Annotated in this window: 19 protein-coding genes; 8 read left to right on the top strand and 11 right to left on the bottom strand. The window is 73.2% G+C overall.

Annotation, left to right across the window (positions count from 1 at the left end):
* Positions 1 to 14 precede the first annotated feature (14 nt).
* From OG448_RS23730 to OG448_RS23720, 3 genes are all read left to right on the top strand, one after another.
* Positions 15 to 845 (top strand): SURF1 family protein, encoded by an 831-nt coding sequence (locus OG448_RS23730; RefSeq protein WP_405556687.1) that lies wholly within the window; start codon positions 15 to 17, stop codon positions 843 to 845.
* A 66-nt stretch (positions 846 to 911) separates the two neighbouring features.
* A complete protein-coding gene (locus tag OG448_RS23725) occupies positions 912 to 2705 on the top strand; it encodes a glycoside hydrolase family 15 protein (protein ID WP_405556685.1) in 1794 nt (597 codons plus the stop codon).
* A gap of 5 nt (positions 2706 to 2710) precedes the next feature.
* Complete coding sequence (locus OG448_RS23720; RefSeq protein ID WP_405556684.1) at positions 2711 to 3466, top strand: SDR family oxidoreductase; 756 nt, start codon at positions 2711 to 2713, stop codon at positions 3464 to 3466.
* 19 nt (positions 3467 to 3485) lie between these two features.
* Here the strand turns inward: OG448_RS23720 and amaP are convergent, their stop codons facing one another.
* The 5 genes from amaP to OG448_RS23695 form a co-directional block, all read right to left on the bottom strand.
* Positions 3486 to 4076 carry an alkaline shock response membrane anchor protein AmaP gene (amaP, locus tag OG448_RS23715; RefSeq protein WP_405556683.1) on the bottom strand — a complete coding sequence of 197 codons (591 nt, stop codon included), beginning with the start codon at positions 4074 to 4076 and terminating at the stop codon, positions 3486 to 3488.
* A complete protein-coding gene (locus OG448_RS23710) occupies positions 4073 to 4720 on the bottom strand; it encodes a DUF6286 domain-containing protein (protein WP_405556681.1) in 648 nt (215 codons plus the stop codon). The genes amaP and OG448_RS23710 overlap by 4 nt, the downstream gene beginning before the upstream one ends.
* On the bottom strand, positions 4717 to 5124 hold the full coding sequence (locus OG448_RS23705; RefSeq protein ID WP_405556679.1) for a hypothetical protein: 408 nt from the start codon (positions 5122 to 5124) through the stop codon (positions 4717 to 4719). Before OG448_RS23705 ends, OG448_RS23710 begins: the two co-directional genes overlap by 4 nt.
* A gap of 5 nt (positions 5125 to 5129) precedes the next feature.
* Entirely contained in the window at positions 5130 to 5360 is a 231-nt protein-coding gene (locus OG448_RS23700) for a hypothetical protein (RefSeq protein ID WP_391291227.1), read from the bottom strand.
* 85 nt (positions 5361 to 5445) lie between these two features.
* Positions 5446 to 5919 (bottom strand): Asp23/Gls24 family envelope stress response protein, encoded by a 474-nt coding sequence (locus OG448_RS23695; protein ID WP_405556677.1) that lies wholly within the window; start codon positions 5917 to 5919, stop codon positions 5446 to 5448.
* An 89-nt stretch (positions 5920 to 6008) separates the two neighbouring features.
* On the opposite strand from OG448_RS23695, the gene OG448_RS23690 reads away from it, so the two are divergent.
* A complete protein-coding gene (locus tag OG448_RS23690; RefSeq protein WP_405556675.1) occupies positions 6009 to 6728 on the top strand; it encodes a nucleopolyhedrovirus P10 family protein in 720 nt (239 codons plus the stop codon).
* Between the two features lie 13 nt (positions 6729 to 6741).
* Here OG448_RS23690 and OG448_RS23685 read toward each other — a convergent pair whose 3' ends face one another.
* The 3 genes from OG448_RS23685 to abc-f form a co-directional block, all read right to left on the bottom strand.
* Positions 6742 to 7545, bottom strand: a complete 804-nt coding sequence (locus OG448_RS23685) for an enoyl-CoA hydratase-related protein (protein ID WP_391291229.1) — start codon at positions 7543 to 7545, stop codon at positions 6742 to 6744.
* 129 nt (positions 7546 to 7674) lie between these two features.
* Positions 7675 to 7896 carry a helix-turn-helix domain-containing protein gene (locus OG448_RS23680; protein ID WP_004002281.1) on the bottom strand — a complete coding sequence of 74 codons (222 nt, stop codon included), beginning with the start codon at positions 7894 to 7896 and terminating at the stop codon, positions 7675 to 7677.
* Between the two features lie 362 nt (positions 7897 to 8258).
* Positions 8259 to 9857, bottom strand: a complete 1599-nt coding sequence (gene abc-f, locus OG448_RS23675; RefSeq protein ID WP_405558911.1) for a ribosomal protection-like ABC-F family protein — start codon at positions 9855 to 9857, stop codon at positions 8259 to 8261.
* Between the two features lie 246 nt (positions 9858 to 10103).
* Here abc-f and OG448_RS23670 point away from each other — a divergent pair, with 246 nt between their 5' ends.
* Together OG448_RS23670 and OG448_RS23665 are read left to right on the top strand one after the other, a co-directional pair.
* Positions 10104 to 10994, top strand: coding sequence for a neutral zinc metallopeptidase (locus OG448_RS23670; protein WP_405556673.1), 891 nt, complete (start codon positions 10104 to 10106; stop codon positions 10992 to 10994).
* A 72-nt stretch (positions 10995 to 11066) separates the two neighbouring features.
* The gene (locus tag OG448_RS23665; RefSeq protein ID WP_405556671.1) at positions 11067 to 11486 is read left to right on the top strand and encodes a VOC family protein; all 420 of its coding nucleotides are present in this window, start codon (positions 11067 to 11069) and stop codon (positions 11484 to 11486) included.
* 27 nt (positions 11487 to 11513) lie between these two features.
* On the opposite strand, the gene OG448_RS23660 is transcribed toward OG448_RS23665, so the two are convergent.
* The 3 genes from OG448_RS23660 to OG448_RS23650 form a co-directional block, all read right to left on the bottom strand.
* Complete coding sequence (locus OG448_RS23660) at positions 11514 to 12917, bottom strand: hypothetical protein (RefSeq protein WP_350908319.1); 1404 nt, start codon at positions 12915 to 12917, stop codon at positions 11514 to 11516.
* 108 nt (positions 12918 to 13025) lie between these two features.
* A complete protein-coding gene (locus OG448_RS23655; protein ID WP_405556669.1) occupies positions 13026 to 14147 on the bottom strand; it encodes an alpha/beta hydrolase in 1122 nt (373 codons plus the stop codon).
* Between the two features lie 50 nt (positions 14148 to 14197).
* Positions 14198 to 14863 carry a class II aldolase/adducin family protein gene (locus OG448_RS23650; protein ID WP_405556667.1) on the bottom strand — a complete coding sequence of 222 codons (666 nt, stop codon included), beginning with the start codon at positions 14861 to 14863 and terminating at the stop codon, positions 14198 to 14200.
* 170 nt (positions 14864 to 15033) lie between these two features.
* On the opposite strand from OG448_RS23650, the gene OG448_RS23645 reads away from it, so the two are divergent.
* Both OG448_RS23645 and OG448_RS23640 read left to right on the top strand, forming a co-directional pair.
* A complete protein-coding gene (locus OG448_RS23645) occupies positions 15034 to 15810 on the top strand; it encodes a lysozyme (RefSeq protein ID WP_405556665.1) in 777 nt (258 codons plus the stop codon).
* 141 nt (positions 15811 to 15951) lie between these two features.
* The gene (locus OG448_RS23640; RefSeq protein WP_405556663.1) at positions 15952 to 17205 is read left to right on the top strand and encodes an anion permease; all 1254 of its coding nucleotides are present in this window, start codon (positions 15952 to 15954) and stop codon (positions 17203 to 17205) included.
* The last annotated feature ends 8 nt before the right edge of the window (positions 17206 to 17213 follow it).

Here is a 17213-nt window from a genome sequence, read left to right as displayed (position 1 = left end):
CGGTACCCGCCCGAATGCGCCCCACGGCCCGGAGGTACCGTCGTGGGGTGCACCGCTACCGCTTCCTGCTCACCCGCCAGTGGGTGATCCTCACCCTCGTCGTGATCGCGCTGATCCCGACGATGATCAGGCTCGGTTTCTGGCAGCACCACCGGTACGAGGAACGCACCGCCCGCAACGACCTGGTCGCCCGGGCCCTGCACGCCGACCCGGTGCCCGTGGAACGGCTCGCCGCCCCCGGCCGGCCCGTCACCCACGCCGACAAGTACCGCACGGTCACCGCGACCGGCACCTTCGACACCGCCCACGAGGAGGTCGTCCGGCGCCGGACCAACGCCGACGACGAGGTGGGCTTCCACGTCCTGACCCCGCTCAGGCTGACCGACGGCCGGGTGCTGCTGGTCAACCGGGGCTGGATTCCGGCGAACGGGGCCCAGACCGACTTCCCGAAGGTCCCCGCGCCCCCGGCCGGGAAGGTCACGATCACCGGCCGGCTGAAGGCCGACGAGACCACCGCGGCGAGCGGCATCAAGCAGATCGCCGGCCTCCCGGACCGCCAGGTCATGCTGATCAACAGCACGGACCAGGCCAGGCGCCTCGGCGCGCAGGTGCTCGGCGGCTACGTGGAGCAGACCGCGCCGGAGCCCAGGGGCGGCACCCCGGAGCAGATCTCCAGCCCCGGCAGCGAGGACGCCCCGCTGAACTACGCGTACATGATCCAGTGGTGGCTGTTCGCCGCCGCCGTGCCCGTCGGCTGGTGGTTCCTGGTCCGGCGCGAGCTGCGCGACCGGGCCGCCGCCGCGGAGCAGGAGAGCACGGCCGAGGCGGAACCCGCCGGCGTGTGAGCCGGGCGTCACTCCCCCGGCGCACCACCTGATTGGCCGTCAGGCCGCACGGGGAATCGCCAACCCGTGAACCCGCGCATCGAGGACTACGCCGTCATCGGCGACGAGCAGACCGCCGCCCTGGTCGGCCGGGACGGCTCGATCGACTGGCTCTGCCTGCCCCGCTTCGACTCCGGCGCCTGCTTCGCCAAGCTGCTGGGCGACGAGGACAACGGCTACTGGCGGATCGCGCCGAAGGGCGCCGGCACCTGCACCCGGCGCGCCTACCGCCCCGACACCCTCGTCCTGGACACCGAGTGGGACACCCCCGACGGCACCCTGCGCGTCACCGACCTGATGCCGCAGCGCGAGAAGGTCCCGGACGTCGTACGGATCGTGGAGGGCGTCAGCGGCCGCGTCACCGTGCGCACCACGCTCCGGCTGCGCTTCGACCACGGCTCCATCGTGCCGTGGATGCGCCGCGCGGACGGGCACCGGGTGGCCGTCGCGGGCCCGGACTCCACCTGGCTGCGCTCCGAGCCGCACGTGCGGACCTGGGGCGAGGACCTCGGCACGCACTCGGAGTTCACCCTGGCGGAGGGCGAGCGAGTGGCGTTCGTGCTCACCTGGCACCCCTCGCACCAGCCGCGCCCCCGCCTGATCGACCCGTACCAGGCGCTCAGCTCCAGCGTCCGGGACTGGCGGCGGTGGAGCGGCCGGTGCCGCTACGACGGGCCGTACCGGGACACCGTGGTGCGCTCGCTGATCACCCTGAAGGCGCTCACCTACCGGCCCACCGGCGGGATCGTCGCGGCGGCCACCACCTCGCTGCCGGAGAAGCTGGGCGGGGTGCGCAACTGGGACTACCGCTACTGCTGGCTGCGCGACTCCACCCTCACCCTGAACGTGCTGCTCGCCGCCGGGTACCACGAGGAGGCCGAGGCGTGGCGCGACTGGCTGCTCAGGGCGGTGGCGGGCAGCCCCGAGGACCTCCAGATCATGTACGGGGTCGCGGGCGAGCGCCGGCTCCCGGAGATCGAGCTGGAATGGCTCGCCGGGTTCGCGGGCTCGGCGCCGGTCCGCATCGGCAACAGCGCGGTGGACCAGCTCCAGCTCGACGTGTACGGCGAGGTGATGGACTCCCTGTGGCTGGCCCGGCAGTCGGGGCTGTCGGCCCGCCCGCACATGTGGGCCCTCCAGTGCGCGCTGATCGACTTCCTTCAGGAGCAGTGGCGGCAGCCGGACGAGGGGCTGTGGGAGGTGCGCGGCGGCCGCCGCCAGTTCACGCACTCCAAGGTGATGACGTGGGTGGCGGTGGACCGCGCCGTACGCACCCTGGAGGAACACCCGGAGCTGGAGGGGGACCTGTCCGGCTGGCGGGCACTGCGCGACGAGATCCACGCGGAGGTGTGTGCCAGGGGGTACGACCCGGAGCGCAACACCTTCACCCAGTACTACGGCTCCCGCGAGCTGGACGCCTCGCTGCTGCTCATCCCGCGCGTGGGGTTCCTGCCACCGGACGACCCACGGGTGATCGGGACGGTCGACGCGATCGCCGCCGACCTGAGCGACGGGGGCTTCGTGCGCCGCTACGACACCGAGGACCCCGAGGGCCCGGTGGTGGACGGGCTGCCCGAGGGCGAGGGCGCCTTCCTCGCCTGCTCCTTCTGGCTGGCCGACGCCCTGCACATGACCGGCCGCACGGACGAGGCCCGCGCCCTGTTCGAGAAGCTGGCCGGGCTGGTCAACGACGTGGGGCTGCTGGCCGAGGAGTACGACGCGGAGGCCGGCTGCCAGCTCGGCAACTTCCCGCAGGCGTTCAGCCACATCGCGCTGGTGAGCACCGCCTTCACCCTGTTCGGCACCGAGGAGGCAGGATAGGGAGCATGGATCTTGGACTGAAGGACCGGGTGTACATCGTCACCGGCGCCTCGCGGGGGCTGGGCAACGCGGCCGCGCGGCAGTTGGTCGCGGACGGGGCGAAGGTGGTCGTCACCGGCCGGGACGAGCAGCGGGTGGCGGACGCCGCCGCCGAACTGGGCCCGGACGCGCTGGGCGTGGCCGTCGGCAACGCCGAGGCGGACGCCCCGGAGCGGCTGATCGCGCTGGCCCGTGAGCGCTTCGGCCGTTTCGACGGCATCCTCATCAGCGTCGGCGGCCCGCCGCCCGGCTTCGTCGCGGACAACAGCGACGAGCAGTGGCGGGACGCGTTCGAGTCGGTGTTCCTCGGCGCGGTGCGCCTGGCCCGCGCGGCGGCGGCCGAGCTGGAGCCGGGCGGGGTCATCGCCTTCGTGCTGTCGGGCTCGGTGCACGAGCCGATCGCGGGGCTGACCATCTCCAACGGGCTGCGGCCGGGCCTCGCCGGGTTCGCCAAGTCCCTCTCCGACGAGCTGGGCCCGCGCGGCATCCGCGTCGTCGGTCTGCTCCCGGCCCGCATCGACACCGACCGGGTGCGCGAGCTGGACGGCATGTCCGCCGACCCGGCCGCCACCAGGGCGGCCAACGAGTCCCGTATCCCCTTGCGCCGCTACGGCACGCCGGAGGAGTTCGGGCGGGTGGCCGCGTTCCTGCTGTCCCCGGCCGCGTCCTATCTGACGGGCGTCATGCTGCCGGTCGACGGGGGCATGCGGCACGGGTTCTGACTGCTTCGGGGGCGGACCGTCAGCTCACCCGGTCCGCCTTGTGCCTGACCCTCTTGAGCCGCACCTCGGTGGGCAGCGACTCCAGCCCCGCCGAGTCGCGGGCGGCGGTCAGCGGGCGGGCGCTGAAGTCGGCCAGGGTGGCGGCCGGGGACGCGTCGGGTTCCAGCCGGAGCCCGGCGCGCAGCCTGGGGGACGTACGGCCGCCGGCCAGATGGGTGTCGGCCCCGGCCACGCCCGGCCGGCGGGCCGCGTCGTCCGCGAGCGCGGACCGCAGCGCTCCGCCGCGCACCAGCGCGCCCTTGCCGTCGCCGGTGTCGATCAGGATCTCGGACAGGCTGCGCCTGCGCAGCACCGACACCAGCCACCACAGCCCGATCAGCAGCAGAACGGCCAGCAGCGCGATCAGCGCGGGCCACCACCAGTCCTGGTCCCGCCAGGCGGTCCGCTCGGCCCGGCTGAGCAGCACGTCGCGCCGGCCTGAGTGCGGCCACCAGGACGGCGACGGCGCGCCGAGGCCGACGGCCAGCACGGACCCGCCGAGCACGAACAGCACCAGTCCGGCGAGCGCCAGCAGGACCCGGTTGACGACTCCTGAACGCATGCCCCTCATCCCTTCTTTCCGGGTCCCCGGAGCCGTACCGACAGCTTGGGCCGCCGGGTCATGCCGAGGTCGGTCACGGCGCCGGCCAGGGCCTCGTCCAGATCGCCGCGGACCTCGGCCGGGTCGCGGAAGTGCGAGATCACCCGCACGTCGGCCCGGCGGCGGCGCATCCGTACCCGCGCCTCCCGAACCCCGGAGACCGTGACGGCCCGGTCGCGCAGCACCTGGGCCGCGGCGTCGCGGGTGAGCGCGGCGCGTACGTCGTGGCGGGGGCGGAGCATGGGCAGCAGATTGCGCAGGCCGGGGGTGATCGCGAGGAGGATCAGCCAGAGGCCGACGGCGGTGAGGAAGGCGGCGCCCGCGAGCACCGGGATCTCGTCGAGGTGCCGTTCGGCCAGTTGGCGGGCGAGTTCGCGGCGCCAGTACATCGCCGGGTACCCGGCGCGGACGGCGACGACGTCGTACAGCAGCAGGCCGGCGCCGCCCAGGGTGAGCAGGGCGATGATCGCGGACGGGACGCGGCGGGCCGACCAGAAGCGGCCGCTGCCCTTGGCGTCCGGGGAGAGGGCGGGTTCCCCGTCGGACGGCGGACGGTGCTTCTCGGTGTCGACCACGGGCATCGGCCTGGTGGCCTCCTGCGGCGGCTCGCTCATACCGTCCTCCCCTGGTGCTCACCGGGCAGCCGCAGCCGCTCCACCTCGACGACCACCTCCGGCACCTCCATGTTCGCCAGCGTGCCCAGCCGTTCGGTGACCCGGCGGCGCACGGCGGCGCAGCGGGCGCCGATGTCACCGGGGTACTCGAGTTCCAGGACGACTCGCACACGGGCCGTGCCGAGGGGGCTGTCCTCCACCGGGCCCGTACCGCGCGCCCGGGGACGGACGTTGACCGTGGTGTGCGGGGCCTTGGCGTTCCGGGGCAGCGGGGCGATCGCCTCGCGCGCGGCCCGCGCGGCGATCTTGGCGACGACCCGGTCCGCGATCCGGGTGAACCCGCGCTCGCCCGGCTGGGTGCGGTCCGGGACAGCCGGCGCCGCCGCGCCGGTGTCCGTGCTCATCGCGGTCACCGGCGCCAGTCGCGCCGGTCGCCGCCGGAGCGGAACCGGTCGTCACGGGTGCGGTCGTCGCGGCGGCGGAAGAAGTCACCGAGTTCCAGATCGCCGTCCACGAAACGACCGGCGAAGAATCCGACGGCCCCCAGGGCCGCCACCAGCACGAAAGCTCCGAACCCGCCGTAGAACCCGGCGAAGCCCAGCGCCATTCCGGCGATCATGCCGACTGCTGCCATGCTCATCTCTGCAGCGCTCCTTCAAGCGAGTCGGCTCGTCCGACCGAGTGATGTCAGCCGGTCCGGCCTCTTGGTCCGAGTACCCCGCGGCTCACTGGATACGAGGCTGCTCCGGCTCCTGGTCCTCCTCGTCGTCGGGGAGGTGGACGTCGCTGACCGCGATGTTGACCTCGACGACCTCGAGGCTGGTCATGCGCTCCACGGCGGCGATCACGTTCTCCCGTACCGCGCGGGACACCTCGCCGATCGGGAAGCCGAACTCCACGACGATCTCCAGGTCGAGCGCGGTCTGCACCTCGCCGACCTCGGCCTTCACCCCTCGGGTCACGGCCTTGGTGCCGCCGGGCACCCGGTCGCGCATGGCACCGATGGTGCGGGAGATCCCGCTGCCCATGGCGTACACACCGACCGCGTCCCGTGCCGCCATTCCGGCGATCTTCTCGACGACCCCGTCCGCGATCGTGGTGCGGCCTCTGGTCGCGGGGTCGCCGCCGCCGGGCCGGTTCTGCCTGCGGGCGGAGGTCTGCGGCTCGTTCTCGCCGCCGTGGGTTGCCATCTCGCTCATCGCCACTGCTCCCCTTTTCGGTCGTCGTTCTCCGACCACCGTAAGCACGCCTGCGCCGTTGCGCGCCGTGGAGAGGGCAGGCTGGAGGAATGACGGCGGACTGGACACAGGCGGTACGACAGCGACTGGCGCCCGGCAGACTGCTGCCGCTCGGCGGCAGCCGGGACGGCGCGTGGATGACGGAGCGGGCGGCCGCTTCGGTGCTGGGCGAGGCGGCGGCGACCGGGGTGCCCGGTGCGCGGCTGGGCACGCTGCGGATCGGTCTGGCCGATTCGCAGGACGTGCGCGAGCCGGTCGTGCCGGCCCCGCCGAGCGCGCTGTGGCCGGGGCCCCTTCGGGTGACGGCGGACTTCGCGGCGACCGGCGACCGGCCGCTGCCGGTGACGGCGGAGCGACTGCGGACGGTCCTGACGGCGGCGGCCGAACGGCTGGGGCTCACGGTGACGGAGGTGGACCTGCGGGTGACGGACCTGCTGGAACCGGCCGCCGAACCGGCCCCGGCGGCCCGCGAGCAGCGGCCGCCGGACGCCGAGCGGACCACCGACGCGGACGAGGCGCTGGTGGCCGCGGCCGTGCTCACGGTGGCCGGGGTGACCCGGCTGACGGCCGCCTTCGGCGACCGGGGCCACGCGGTCCGGGTCGAGCGGCGCGAGTCGGACGCGGCGCTCCCGCACCGGCACGTGTACGTGGAACTGGCCACGGACTCCGAACACCGGGCCACCGAGGTGGCCCAGCGGGTGCGCGCGGCGGTGCGGGAGACGATGGAGGACCGCCCGACGGTGGCGGTCCTGGTGACCGGCGTGGAGTGAGAGCGGGCCGGGCTCAGTCCCCGATGCCGGCGAGGTCCCGCAGACGGCGGGCCTGGGCGGCCCGCTCGGCGACGACCTGTTCGTCGAAGGAACGGCCGACGGCACCGCGCAGCAGCGCCTTGGTCTCCACCACGGCGTCGCGCGGCGCGGCCAGCACGGCGGAGGCCAGGTCGGCTGCGGCGCCGTCGAGTTCGGCGGCGGGCACGGCGACGCTGGCGAGGCCCGAGACGACGGCCTCCTCGGCGTGCACGAAGCGCCCGGTCACACAGATCTCCAGCGCGCGGGCGTAGCCGACGAGGCCGACCAGCGGGTGGGTGCCAGTGAGGTCGGGGACCAGGCCGAGGCTGGTCTCGCGCATGGCGAACTGCACGTCGTCGGCGACGACGCGCAGGTCACAGGCGAGGGCCAACTGGAAGCCGGCGCCGATGGCGTGTCCCTGCACGGCGGCGATGGACACGATGTCGTTGCGCCGCCACCAGGTGAACGCCTCCTGGAAGGCGGCGATGGCGGAGTCGACCCCGGCGTCGTCACGGCGCGCGAGATCGATGAAGGTCGGCTCGCCCTCGATCCCCTCCGGGGTGAACATCTGGCGGTCCAGCCCGGCGGAGAAGGACTTGCCCTCGCCACGCAGCACGACCACCCGGACGGAGCCCGGCAGCGCCCGGCCCGCCTCGGCCAGCGCCCGCCACAGAGCGGGGCTCTGCGCGTTGCGCTTGGCCGGGTTGGTCAGGGTCACCGTGGCGAGCGCGTCGTCGACGGTGAGCCGTACGCCGTCCTTGTCGAGTACAGGAACGAGGTCCTGGTCGGGCGAAGCCATGGGGCGCCTCCGGTGGGTGCGGTCATCGCGCGGAGCCGTACGGCACCGCGAAGTGACTGCACAGTAACCACCCGGACGATCAGAGGACCGACCGGGTGGCCACCGTCGAAGCCGATGGGCCGCCCGGAGTCAGGACGACGCGGCCTTCTTGCCCCGCGTCGCACCGCCACGCCCACGGAGCGTGACGCCCGACTCGCTGAGCATCCGGTGCACAAAGCCATACGAGCGACCGGTCTCCTCGGCCAGCGCCCGGATGCTCGCACCGGAGTCGTACTTTTTCTTCAGGTCTGCCGCGAGCTTGTCGCGCGCGGCGCCGGTAACCCGGCTGCCCTTCTTCAGAGTCTCGGCCACCCGGTCCTCCTCATGGGAAGTGCGCTCTGGTCTTCTCATGATCACCCCTTCTCGTCGGGTTGGCCACCCATTCGGCAAGGTCCGTGAGACGAGGTTGTGACGACAGGAGCGGGTCCGCACATACGGAATCGGGGATTCCGAAGCGGCGCGCGCGTACCGCCGAACGGGTGAAATCGGGAAGTCCCAGGTCAGAGACGTGAGACGGCCGGTCCCCCGGTACCGCTCGGGTACGGGGGGACCGGCCGGAAAATCCGTGTAGGACACACCTCGGTATGAGGAGATCTCACTCAGATGGTGGATCACCGCTGGGCCGAATGATCGGGTCGGGGTGGATCACCGGGCCGCAGGAGGGCCCTACGGGGTCAGGCGAGGGCGACCAGATCGGCGTAACCGGAGCCCCACAGGTCCTCCACGCCGTCCGGGAGCAGGATGATCCGCTCCGGCTGGAGCGCCTCGACGGCGCCCTCGTCGTGGGTGACCAGGACGACCGCGCCCTTGTAGGTGCGCAGCGCGCTGAGGATCTCCTCGCGGCTGGCGGGGTCGAGGTTGTTGGTGGGCTCGTCCAGCAGCAGCACGTTGGCCGAGGAGACGACCAGGGTGGCGAGCGCCAGGCGGGTCTTCTCGCCGCCGGAGAGCACCCCGGCCGGCTTGTCGACGTCGTCGCCGGAGAACAGGAACGAGCCGAGTGTCTTGCGGACCTCGACCAGGTCCAGGTCCGGGGCGGCCGAGCGCATGTTCTCCAGGACCGTGCGCTCGGGGTCCAGGGTCTCGTGCTCCTGGGCGTAATAGCCGAGCTTGAGTCCGTGGCCGGGGACGACCTCGCCGGTGTCGGGCTGCTCGGCCCCGCCGAGCAGGCGCAGCAGGGTGGTCTTGCCGGCGCCGTTGAGGCCGAGGATGACGACGCGCGAGCCCTTGTCGATGGCCAGGTCGACGTCGGTGAAGATCTCCAGCGAGCCGTACGACTTCGACAGGCCCTCGGCCATCAGCGGGGTCTTGCCGCAGGGCGCGGGCTCCGGGAAGCGGAGCTTGGCGACCTTGTCGGACTGGCGGACCGCCTCCAGGCCGGCGAGCAGCTTGTCGGCGCGCTTGGCCATGTTCTGCGCGGCCACCGTCTTGGTGGCCTTGGCGCGCATCTTGTCGGCCTGCGAGTTCAGCGCGGCGGCCTTCTTCTCCGCGTTCTGCCGCTCGCGCTTGCGGCGCTTCTCGTCGGCCTCGCGCTGCTGCTGGTAGAGCTTCCAGCCCATGTTGTAGACGTCGATCTGGGCGCGGTTGGCGTCCAGGTAGAACACCTTGTTGACCACCGTCTCGACCAGGTCGACGTCGTGGGAGATCACGATGAAGCCGCCGCGGTAGGTCTTGAGGTAGTCCCGCAGCCAGACGATCGAGTCGGCGTCGAGGTGGTTGGTCGGCTCGTCGAGCAGCAGGGTGTCGGCGTCCGAGAACAGGATGCGGGCCAGCTCGATACGGCGGCGCTGACCACCGGAGAGAGTGTGCAGCGGCTGGCCGAGCGCCCGGTCGGGCAGGTTGAGCGCGGCGGCGATGGTCGCGGCCTCGGCCTCGGCGGAGTACCCGCCCTTGGTGAGGAACTCGGTCTCCTGGCGCTCGTACTGGCGCAGGGCCTTCTCGCGGGTGGCGCCGGAGCCGTTGGCGATGCGCTGCTCGTTCTCGCGCATCTTGCGGATCAGCACGTCGAGGCCGCGGGCGGAGAGGATGCGGTCGCGGCCGAGGACGTCGAGGTCGCCGGTGCGGGGGTCCTGCGGGAGGTAGCCGACCTCGCCGGAGCGGGTGATGGTGCCGGCGGCCGGGATGCCGTCACCGGCCAGGCACTTGGTGAGGGTGGTCTTGCCCGCGCCGTTGCGGCCGACGAGGCCGATGCGGTCACCCTTGGCGACGCGGAAGGTGGCGTTCTCGATGAGGACGCGCGCACCGGCGCGCAGCTCGATACCGGAGGCGGAGATCACGGACATACTCCTGGGCGTACGTGGTTGACGGATGGGCGGCTGTCGAGGGCGTTCCCGCCGTCTAATGCGCGAGGAGAATGGCCATGGGGCCAGTCTAACGGGGGCGGGCAAGCCCTTTTCCTGCCTCGGGTGGCGGGGTGCGGGGACTTCTCGGGTAGACATGCCGCGTGAGCTGCGGGCGACGGGTGTGACGGGTCGGCCCGAAGCTCACCAAAGCCGATGGACGCTGACAGAAGGTGACGGGCTGTGCAGTTCGACGACGACGCGAATCTGGACACCTCCGAGGTGCGGGACGTACGCGGGAGCCGGGTGCCGGGCGGCCGGGCCACGATCGGCGGCGGCGTCGTCGGGCTGGTCGGACTGCTGCTGGCGCTGTTCCTGGGCGTCGGCCCGGACCAGCTCGGGCTCTCCTCGGGCGGCGACGAGGCCGCGTCCCAGCCCTCCTCGGTGAGCGAGGTCCAGCAGTCCTGCCGTACCGGCCGGGACGCGAACACCCGCGAGGACTGCCGGGCGGTCGCGGTGGTCAACAGCGTGCAGGACTACTGGTCGGGGGAGTTCCGGCAGCAGGGGAAGCGGTACACCCCGGCACAGACGTACTTCTTCAGCGGGCAGATCCGTACGGCCTGCGGGGCGGCGACGGCGGCCGTCGGACCCTTCTACTGCCCCGGTGACCAGCGGGTCTACCTGGACCTGGGCTTCTTCGACGAGCTGCGCACGAAGTTCGGGGCGAGCGGGGGTCCGTTCGCCCAGGCGTACGTCATCGCGCACGAGTACGGCCACCATGTGCAGGACCTGATGGGCACGCTGGGCCGGACCCAGGACGGGACGACCGGCGAGAACAGCAGCTCGGTCCGGGTCGAGCTCCAGGCGGACTGCTACGCCGGGGTGTGGGCGCACCACGCGACGACGACGCCGGACGAGTCGACGGGGCGGCCGCTGATCACCAGCCTGACCCCGGCGGACATCAAGGACGGGCTGAACGCGGCGGCGGCCGTGGGCGACGACCGTATCCAGCAGGAGTTCCAGGGGAAGGTCACCCCGGAGACCTGGACGCACGGGTCCTCGCTGCAGCGCCAGCAGTGGTTCGACCAGGGGTACCGGACGGGCGATCCGGACCGGTGCAACACGTTCGGCTGAGGCGTTGTCAGTGGTGGCTGCCAGACTGAGGGGACGAAGCGGGACAGATCCGTTCACGAGGGAGTGATCGGCATGGCGGACACCAGTGGGCGCCCGAGCGTGTACCCCACGCTGTTGTACGCGGACGCGCGGGCGGCGATCGCGCAGCTCACCCGGGCGCTGGGCTTCACCGAGCTGGCGGTGTACGAGTCGGAGGACGGCACGGTCCTGCACGCCGAGCTGACCCAGGGGAACGGCGCGGTGATGCTGGGGTCCAAGGGACGCGGCGGTGTCTTCGACGAGGCGATGAGCGGCGCGGGCCCGGCGGGGGTGTACGTGGTCCTGGACGACGCGGCCGACGTGGACGCCCATCACCGCCGTGCGGTGGAGCACGGCGTGGAGATCCTGATGCCCCCGACGGACCAGGACTACGGCTCGCGGGACTACACGGCGCGGGACGCCGAGGGCAACGTCTGGAGCTTCGGCACGTACGCCCCCGCGCTGACCTCCTGAGCGGCGGGGGCGTCCGGCGGGCCCTGCTCAGCCTCCGGTGTGCACCTGGAAGGCGGCCCGGCGCACGGCCTTGGCGAGGGCGGGGTCGGGGTGGGCGGCGGCCAGCGCGACCAGGACCTGCACGGTGCGGGGGTGGCCGACGGCCCGGACCTCCTCCAGCAGGGCGGGGACGGTGGGCTGCACCGCCGCCTCCAGGTGCCGGACGAGCATGTCGGTCTCGCCGTGGTCGGCGACGGCCGCGGCGGTGTCGACCCACAGCCAGGTGGCTTCCTCGCGGGTGAGGACCTCGTGGGCGTCCTCCGGGTCGACGCCGTCGTACTCGGCGAGCCACAGCAGGGCGTACGGGCGCAGCGCGGGTTCCGCGACGACGGCGCGCACCTCGTGCTCGGCGGGGGCGCCGACCACGCGGAGCGCCTCGAAGGCGAGGCCGCGCAGCAGGGCGTCGTCGCCCCGGGCGGCGTCCAGGAGCTGGCCGACGGCTCCGCCGACCGTGCGGGCGGCGAGCCAGGCGCGGTATTCGGCGCGGGCGGCGTTGGGGCGGAGCTGGGCGCAGCCGCGGAGCATGTCCTCGGCGGACTGCTCGATGTTCCCGGCGGGGCTCTGCGCGGCGACGCAGATCTGCTCCAGCTTGACCCAGACCGCCCAGCTTCCGAGGGGGGTGAGGGTGGCGTGGCCGTCGCCGTGGGTGAGCGCGCCGACCGCCGCCAGCGCCTCCACGGCCCAGTCCAGGAGGGGGGCGAGGGGGACGTCCGGGGCGGGGGCGGTGAGGACGGGGGCCTCTACGGCGCCGGGGGCGTAGGTGACCTCGCAGCGTTCGGTGCGCAGTTCGGTGACCCGCTGCTGGAGCAGGTCGAGCAACTGCTCCGCCGGGACGGGGCCGGCGGAGAGCTGGAGGAAGGAGAGGACCTGGGGCATGGCCGAGACGACCTCGGCGACCGTGGCCGGCTCCTGGCCGTGCGGTTCGGGGCAGGCCAGCGACCAGGCGTCGAACAGGGCGACCCAGCCGCGCAGTACGGCGCTGTCGTCCCGGTCCCAGGCGCGCAGGCGCCAGCCGGGGCGGGCGCTGTCGCCGTGCACCTCGACCAGGCCGGAGAGGCGGGCGGTGTCCCAGTCGGCGCGGATCTGCGCGGGGGTGAGGCCGAGGTCGGCTGCGGCGCGCTCGGCGGTCGCGTCGGAGAGGGTGGCCTTGCCGTCGGCGGTGGCGGCGTCGCTGCCGGGCCCCAGGGCGAGGTCGGCCCACCGGGCCACCCGGACCGCCCCGGCGAGGACGGTCCGGGCGAGTCTCGCCAGTTCGGCGGGGGCCGGCGTCCCCTCGGGCGGCCGGGGCGCGGCGCGGCGCGTGCGCCGCTGGTTCACAGCTCTGGGGGCGGCGGCCAGGGGTCGCGGTCGGACGAGTCGAAGCCTGGAGTCGCGCGGGATACGGGACGTCACGGGTGCAGTCTTCCGGTTGACGGTCCGAAAACCCAAACGGGAAGTCACAGGGGGCAACAGAGAGGGCCAGAACCAGGGGTTCCGGCCGGGGTCCGCCGGGCCGAGCCGCTACAGCAACGGGGTCAGGAAGCGGCGGAGCAGGTCTTCATAGGGGGTGGGGTCCGTGTTCCACATGGCGGCGTGGGGGGCGCCCGGGACGGGGTGGAGGGATATGAGGCCGGGCTGGCGGGCGGCGAGGCGGCGGGAGTCGGCCCAGGGGGCGATCTTGTCGTCGGGGCCGTGGATGATCAGGGTGGGGACCTTGAGGGGTTCGACGCCCACGGCGTGGCGGGCGGTGCGCATGCCGACCCGGCCCTGGGCGGCGCGTACCGCGAGGGGCAGGAGGGGGCCGGGGACGTGGCGGGCGTGGGCCAGGGCGCGGAGGGTGGTCTCCCAGCCGAGGACGGGCGAGTCGAGGATCAGCCCGGCGACGTGGTCCCGTACGGAGGAGCGTTCGGCGGCGCGCAGGGCCATGGTGGCGCCGGTGGACCAGCCGAGGAGGACGACCCGGCGGGCGCCGTAGCGGACGGCGTACCGGATCGCCGCGTCCACGTCCCGCCACTCGGTCTCGCCGAGGTGGCTCAGGCCGTCCGGGGAGCGCGGGGCGCCGATGTCGCCGCGGTAGGCGAGGGCCAGGACGGGCAGTCCGAGGGCGTGCAGCATCCCCATGACGTTGAGGGTCTGCTCGCGGGTGGTGCCCAACCCGTGCACGGCGATGACCCAGGTGTCCCGGGGACCGGGCACGAACCAGGCGGGGAGCGGGCCGAGTTCGCCGGGGATGTCGATGTCGGCGTACTCCAGGCCGAGGGCGGAGCCGGGGTCGCCCACGTACGCGTTGGGCGTGAGCCAGGCGGGGTCGCCGGGGGCGAAGGCGCCGTGGGTGAGGCGTTCGAGGCGGCGTACGACGGTGTCGGGGCTCTGCTCGGCCCCCTCCAGCACCGGGCCGACGACGGCGTGCGAACCGTTGCCCGCGAGGCCGTAGACGCCGGGGCGCCGGGAGGCGAGATCACGAGTGAGGGTGATCCGGCCGCCCTCGAGACCGTGCACGGTGAGCCGGGGTTCGGTGGGCAGCGGGCGGCCGGGCGGCAGCTTCAGCGCGGCACCGCTGGCCAGCCTTCCGACGGCCACGGACGCGGCGCCCGCGGCCAGCACGGCACCGATCGCGGCGGCGACTACATGGACTTTGCGCACGCGTCCAGTGTCACGGGCCGGGCGGGTCCCGGCCAGTGGAGCCCCCACGCTCAGCGCTGCCCGTACCCCCGCAGCCGCTCCCCCGCCTCCGCCAGCTCCGCCTCGCTCAGCAGCGACGGGGTCAGGCCCGGTACCGAGGACGCCGTGAGCCAGACGCGGCACATCCACTCCAGTTGGGCGGTGCGGTCGTAGGCGCGGTCCAGGGTGTCCCCGTAGGTGAGCGTGCCGTGGTTGCGCAACAGGCAGCCGGAGCGGTCCTCGAGAGCCCGGAGCACGTGGGCGGCGAGTTCGGGGGTGCCGTAGGGGGCGTAGCGGGCGACCCGTACGGGGCCGCCCAGGGCGCCGGTCATGTAGTGGATCGCGGGCAGCTCGGTGACCAGGGTGGAGACGGCGGTGGCGTGCACGGCGTGGGTGTGGACGACCGCGCCGGCGTCGGTGGCGCGGTACACCGCGAGGTGCATGGGGAGTTCGCTGGTCGGCACCAGGGACCCGAGCACCTGGCGGCCGGAGAGGTCTACGCCGGTGATGTCGGCCGGGGTGAGCCGGTCGTAGGGCACGCCCGAGGGGGTGACCAGCACGGTGTCACCCACCCGTACGGAGACGTTGCCGGAGGTGCCGACGACCAGCCCGTCGGCGACGGTCCGCCGCGCGGTGGCCACCAGCTCGTCCCAGGCCCGCGCCTCGTCGCCGTCCACGTCCCGCCGCTGTTCCGCCATGCCGCGATCCTGCCAGGAGGCGGCCGGGCGTGTGCCCGCTTCGGCCCCCTCCACACGCCACCGAACGAGCGAAACCGTCCAGAAACGCCACAAATAGTCACACTTCTGACGACCCACCGGCTTTCACTGATCCCTCTTGCCCGCTGGACCACGTTTCGCCGGGGGACCGCATGGCCCGTGACCGCTCATCAACCCGTCGCCGCGCGGGCGTCCTCGCGGCGGCCCTCTCGGCCCTCACCCTCACCGGGGCCCTCACCGCCGCCCACGCCCCGCTGACAGCGAAGTCGGCGAAGCCCGAGCTGCGCAGGACCCAGCCCAAGGGGCACGACGTCTCCTCGCATCAGAAGCACGTCGACTGGCGGTCGGCCCGCGCCGACGGCGCCCGGTTCGCGTACATCAAGGCGACCGAGTCCACGACCTACCGCAACCCCTACTTCGCCGGGCAGTACAACGGCGCCCGCCGGGCCGGCCTGGTCCGGGGCGCGTACCACTTCGCCCTGCCGGACCGTTCCTCCGGCGCCGCGCAGGCCGCGTACCTCGTCCGGCACGGCGGCGACTGGCAGGCGGACGGGGTGACGCTGCCGCCCGCGCTGGACATCGAGTACAACCCGTATGACAAGCACCACAGGTGCTACGGGCTGAGCCGGACGCGGATGGTGCGCTGGATCAGGTCCTTCAGCGACGAGGTGCGCCGGGAGACCGGCCGCCGCCCGGTCATCTACACCACCGCCAACTGGTGGACCGCCTGCACCGGGAACAGCCGCGCCTTCTCCGCCGACCACGCGCTGTGGATCGCGAGCCACGGCTCCTCGGGCCCCGGCAGACTGCCCGGCGGCTGGCGGTACTGGACCTTCTGGCAGCACGGCACCAACGGCAGGCTGCCGGGTGACCAGGATCTCTTCGGCGGCTCGTCTAGCCGGCTGCGGGCCTTCGCGCGCGGGCGCTGAACGGGCCCCGCAGGGCCGCCGGAAGCGCCCGGAATCCGGGGTGCCGCTTCCGGCACCAAGGCGCCCGGCCCAGTTCACCTTCCGTTCACCCAGGTTGCCTACGTTCATCCTGCCAACGACTTCGAACGATTGCCTGGGTAAATGGAAAGCTTCTCGCTGATCCTCGCGATAGTGGTGATAACCGCGCTCGCGTTCGATTTCACGAACGGTTTCCACGACACCGCCAACGCGATGGCCACCACCATCTCGACCGGCGCTCTCAAGCCCAAGGTCGCGGTGGCCATGTCCGCCGCGCTCAACCTGGTGGGCGCTTTCCTCTCGGTGGAGGTCGCCAACACGATCTCCAAGGGTCTCGTCGACGAGACCGGCATCCGTCCCGAGGTCATCTTCGCGGCCCTGACCGGCGCGATCCTCTGGAACCTCCTGACCTGGCTGGTGGGCCTGCCCTCCAGCTCCTCGCACGCCCTGATGGGCGGCCTCGTCGGTGCCACCGTCGCCTCGGCGGGCTTCGGCGCCGTCCACGGCGAGGTGCTGGTGACCAAGGTGCTGCTCCCGGCGGTCGCCGCGCCCATCGTGGCGGGCCTCGCCACGATGTTCGCCACCCGCCTCTCCTACGGCATCGGCCGGGACGGCGACACCGCCGCGACCCGCAAGGGCTACCGCGCCGGCCAGATCGCCTCGGCCGGCCTGGTCTCCCTGGCGCACGGCACCAACGACGCGCAGAAGACCATGGGCATCATCACCCTCGCGCTGATCGCGGGCGGTGCCCTCTCCCCCGGCTCCAACCCTCCCACCTGGGTGATCCTCTCCGCCGGCCTGGCCATCGCGCTCGGCACCTACATCGGCGGCTGGCGCATCATCCGCACCATGGGCAAGGGCCTGACCGACCTGGAGCCCCGTCAGGGCTTCGCCGCGCAGACCAGCGCCGCGACCGCGATCCTGGCCTCCTCGCACCTCGGCTTCTCCCTCTCCACCACCCACGTCGTCTCCGGCTCGGTGATGGGCGCGGGCCTCGGCCGCAAGGGCGGGGTGGTCCGCTGGTCCACCGCGAGCCGCATGTTCGTCGCCTGGGCGCTGACCCTGCCGGCCGCCGCGCTGGTCGGCGCGGGCGCCGAGGCCGTGTCCGGCCTGGGCGGCTGGGGCACCGGGCTGGTCGCGCTCTTCCTGATCGGCTCCAGCTTCGCCATCTGGAAGATCTCCCGCCGCGAGGTCATCGACCACAACCACGTCACCGCCGAGGAGTACGTCGAGCCGGCCGGTGTGGTGACCACCGCGATGGCCATGGTCACCCCGCCCCCCGTCGGCATCGTCGCGGACGACCTGACGGCCACCATCCCGGCCGCCGCCGAGTCCGCGCCCGCTCCCGCCACCACCGCGCCGTCGGCCCGGGTCTGACCACCCGG

The sequence above is a fragment of the Streptomyces sp. NBC_01171 genome (assembly GCF_045039805.1).
Classification (GTDB): domain Bacteria; phylum Actinomycetota; class Actinomycetes; order Streptomycetales; family Streptomycetaceae; genus Streptomyces.
Note: the sequence above shows the minus strand (reverse complement) of the source record. Positions and strands in the feature narration are given on the sequence as shown.

Excerpts from the sequence above, each read along its gene's own strand:
- OG448_RS23730 (WP_405556687.1), top strand. The coding sequence starts at position 15 with ATGCGCCCCACGGCCCGGAGGTACCGTCGTGGGGTGCACCGCTACCGC.
- OG448_RS23720 (WP_405556684.1), top strand. The coding sequence starts at position 2,711 with ATGGATCTTGGACTGAAGGACCGGGTGTACATCGTCACCGGCGCCTCG.
- amaP (WP_405556683.1), bottom strand. The coding sequence starts at position 4,076 with ATGAGGGGCATGCGTTCAGGAGTCGTCAACCGGGTCCTGCTGGCGCTC.
- OG448_RS23710 (WP_405556681.1), bottom strand. The coding sequence starts at position 4,720 with ATGAGCGAGCCGCCGCAGGAGGCCACCAGGCCGATGCCCGTGGTCGAC.
- OG448_RS23705 (WP_405556679.1), bottom strand. The coding sequence starts at position 5,124 with ATGAGCACGGACACCGGCGCGGCGGCGCCGGCTGTCCCGGACCGCACC.
- OG448_RS23700 (WP_391291227.1), bottom strand. The coding sequence starts at position 5,360 with ATGAGCATGGCAGCAGTCGGCATGATCGCCGGAATGGCGCTGGGCTTC.
- OG448_RS23695 (WP_405556677.1), bottom strand. The coding sequence starts at position 5,919 with ATGAGCGAGATGGCAACCCACGGCGGCGAGAACGAGCCGCAGACCTCC.
- OG448_RS23690 (WP_405556675.1), top strand. The coding sequence starts at position 6,009 with ATGACGGCGGACTGGACACAGGCGGTACGACAGCGACTGGCGCCCGGC.
- OG448_RS23685 (WP_391291229.1), bottom strand. The coding sequence starts at position 7,545 with ATGGCTTCGCCCGACCAGGACCTCGTTCCTGTACTCGACAAGGACGGC.
- OG448_RS23665 (WP_405556671.1), top strand. The coding sequence starts at position 11,067 with ATGGCGGACACCAGTGGGCGCCCGAGCGTGTACCCCACGCTGTTGTAC.
- OG448_RS23650 (WP_405556667.1), bottom strand. The coding sequence starts at position 14,863 with ATGGCGGAACAGCGGCGGGACGTGGACGGCGACGAGGCGCGGGCCTGG.
- OG448_RS23645 (WP_405556665.1), top strand. The coding sequence starts at position 15,034 with ATGGCCCGTGACCGCTCATCAACCCGTCGCCGCGCGGGCGTCCTCGCG.
- OG448_RS23640 (WP_405556663.1), top strand. The coding sequence starts at position 15,952 with ATGGAAAGCTTCTCGCTGATCCTCGCGATAGTGGTGATAACCGCGCTC.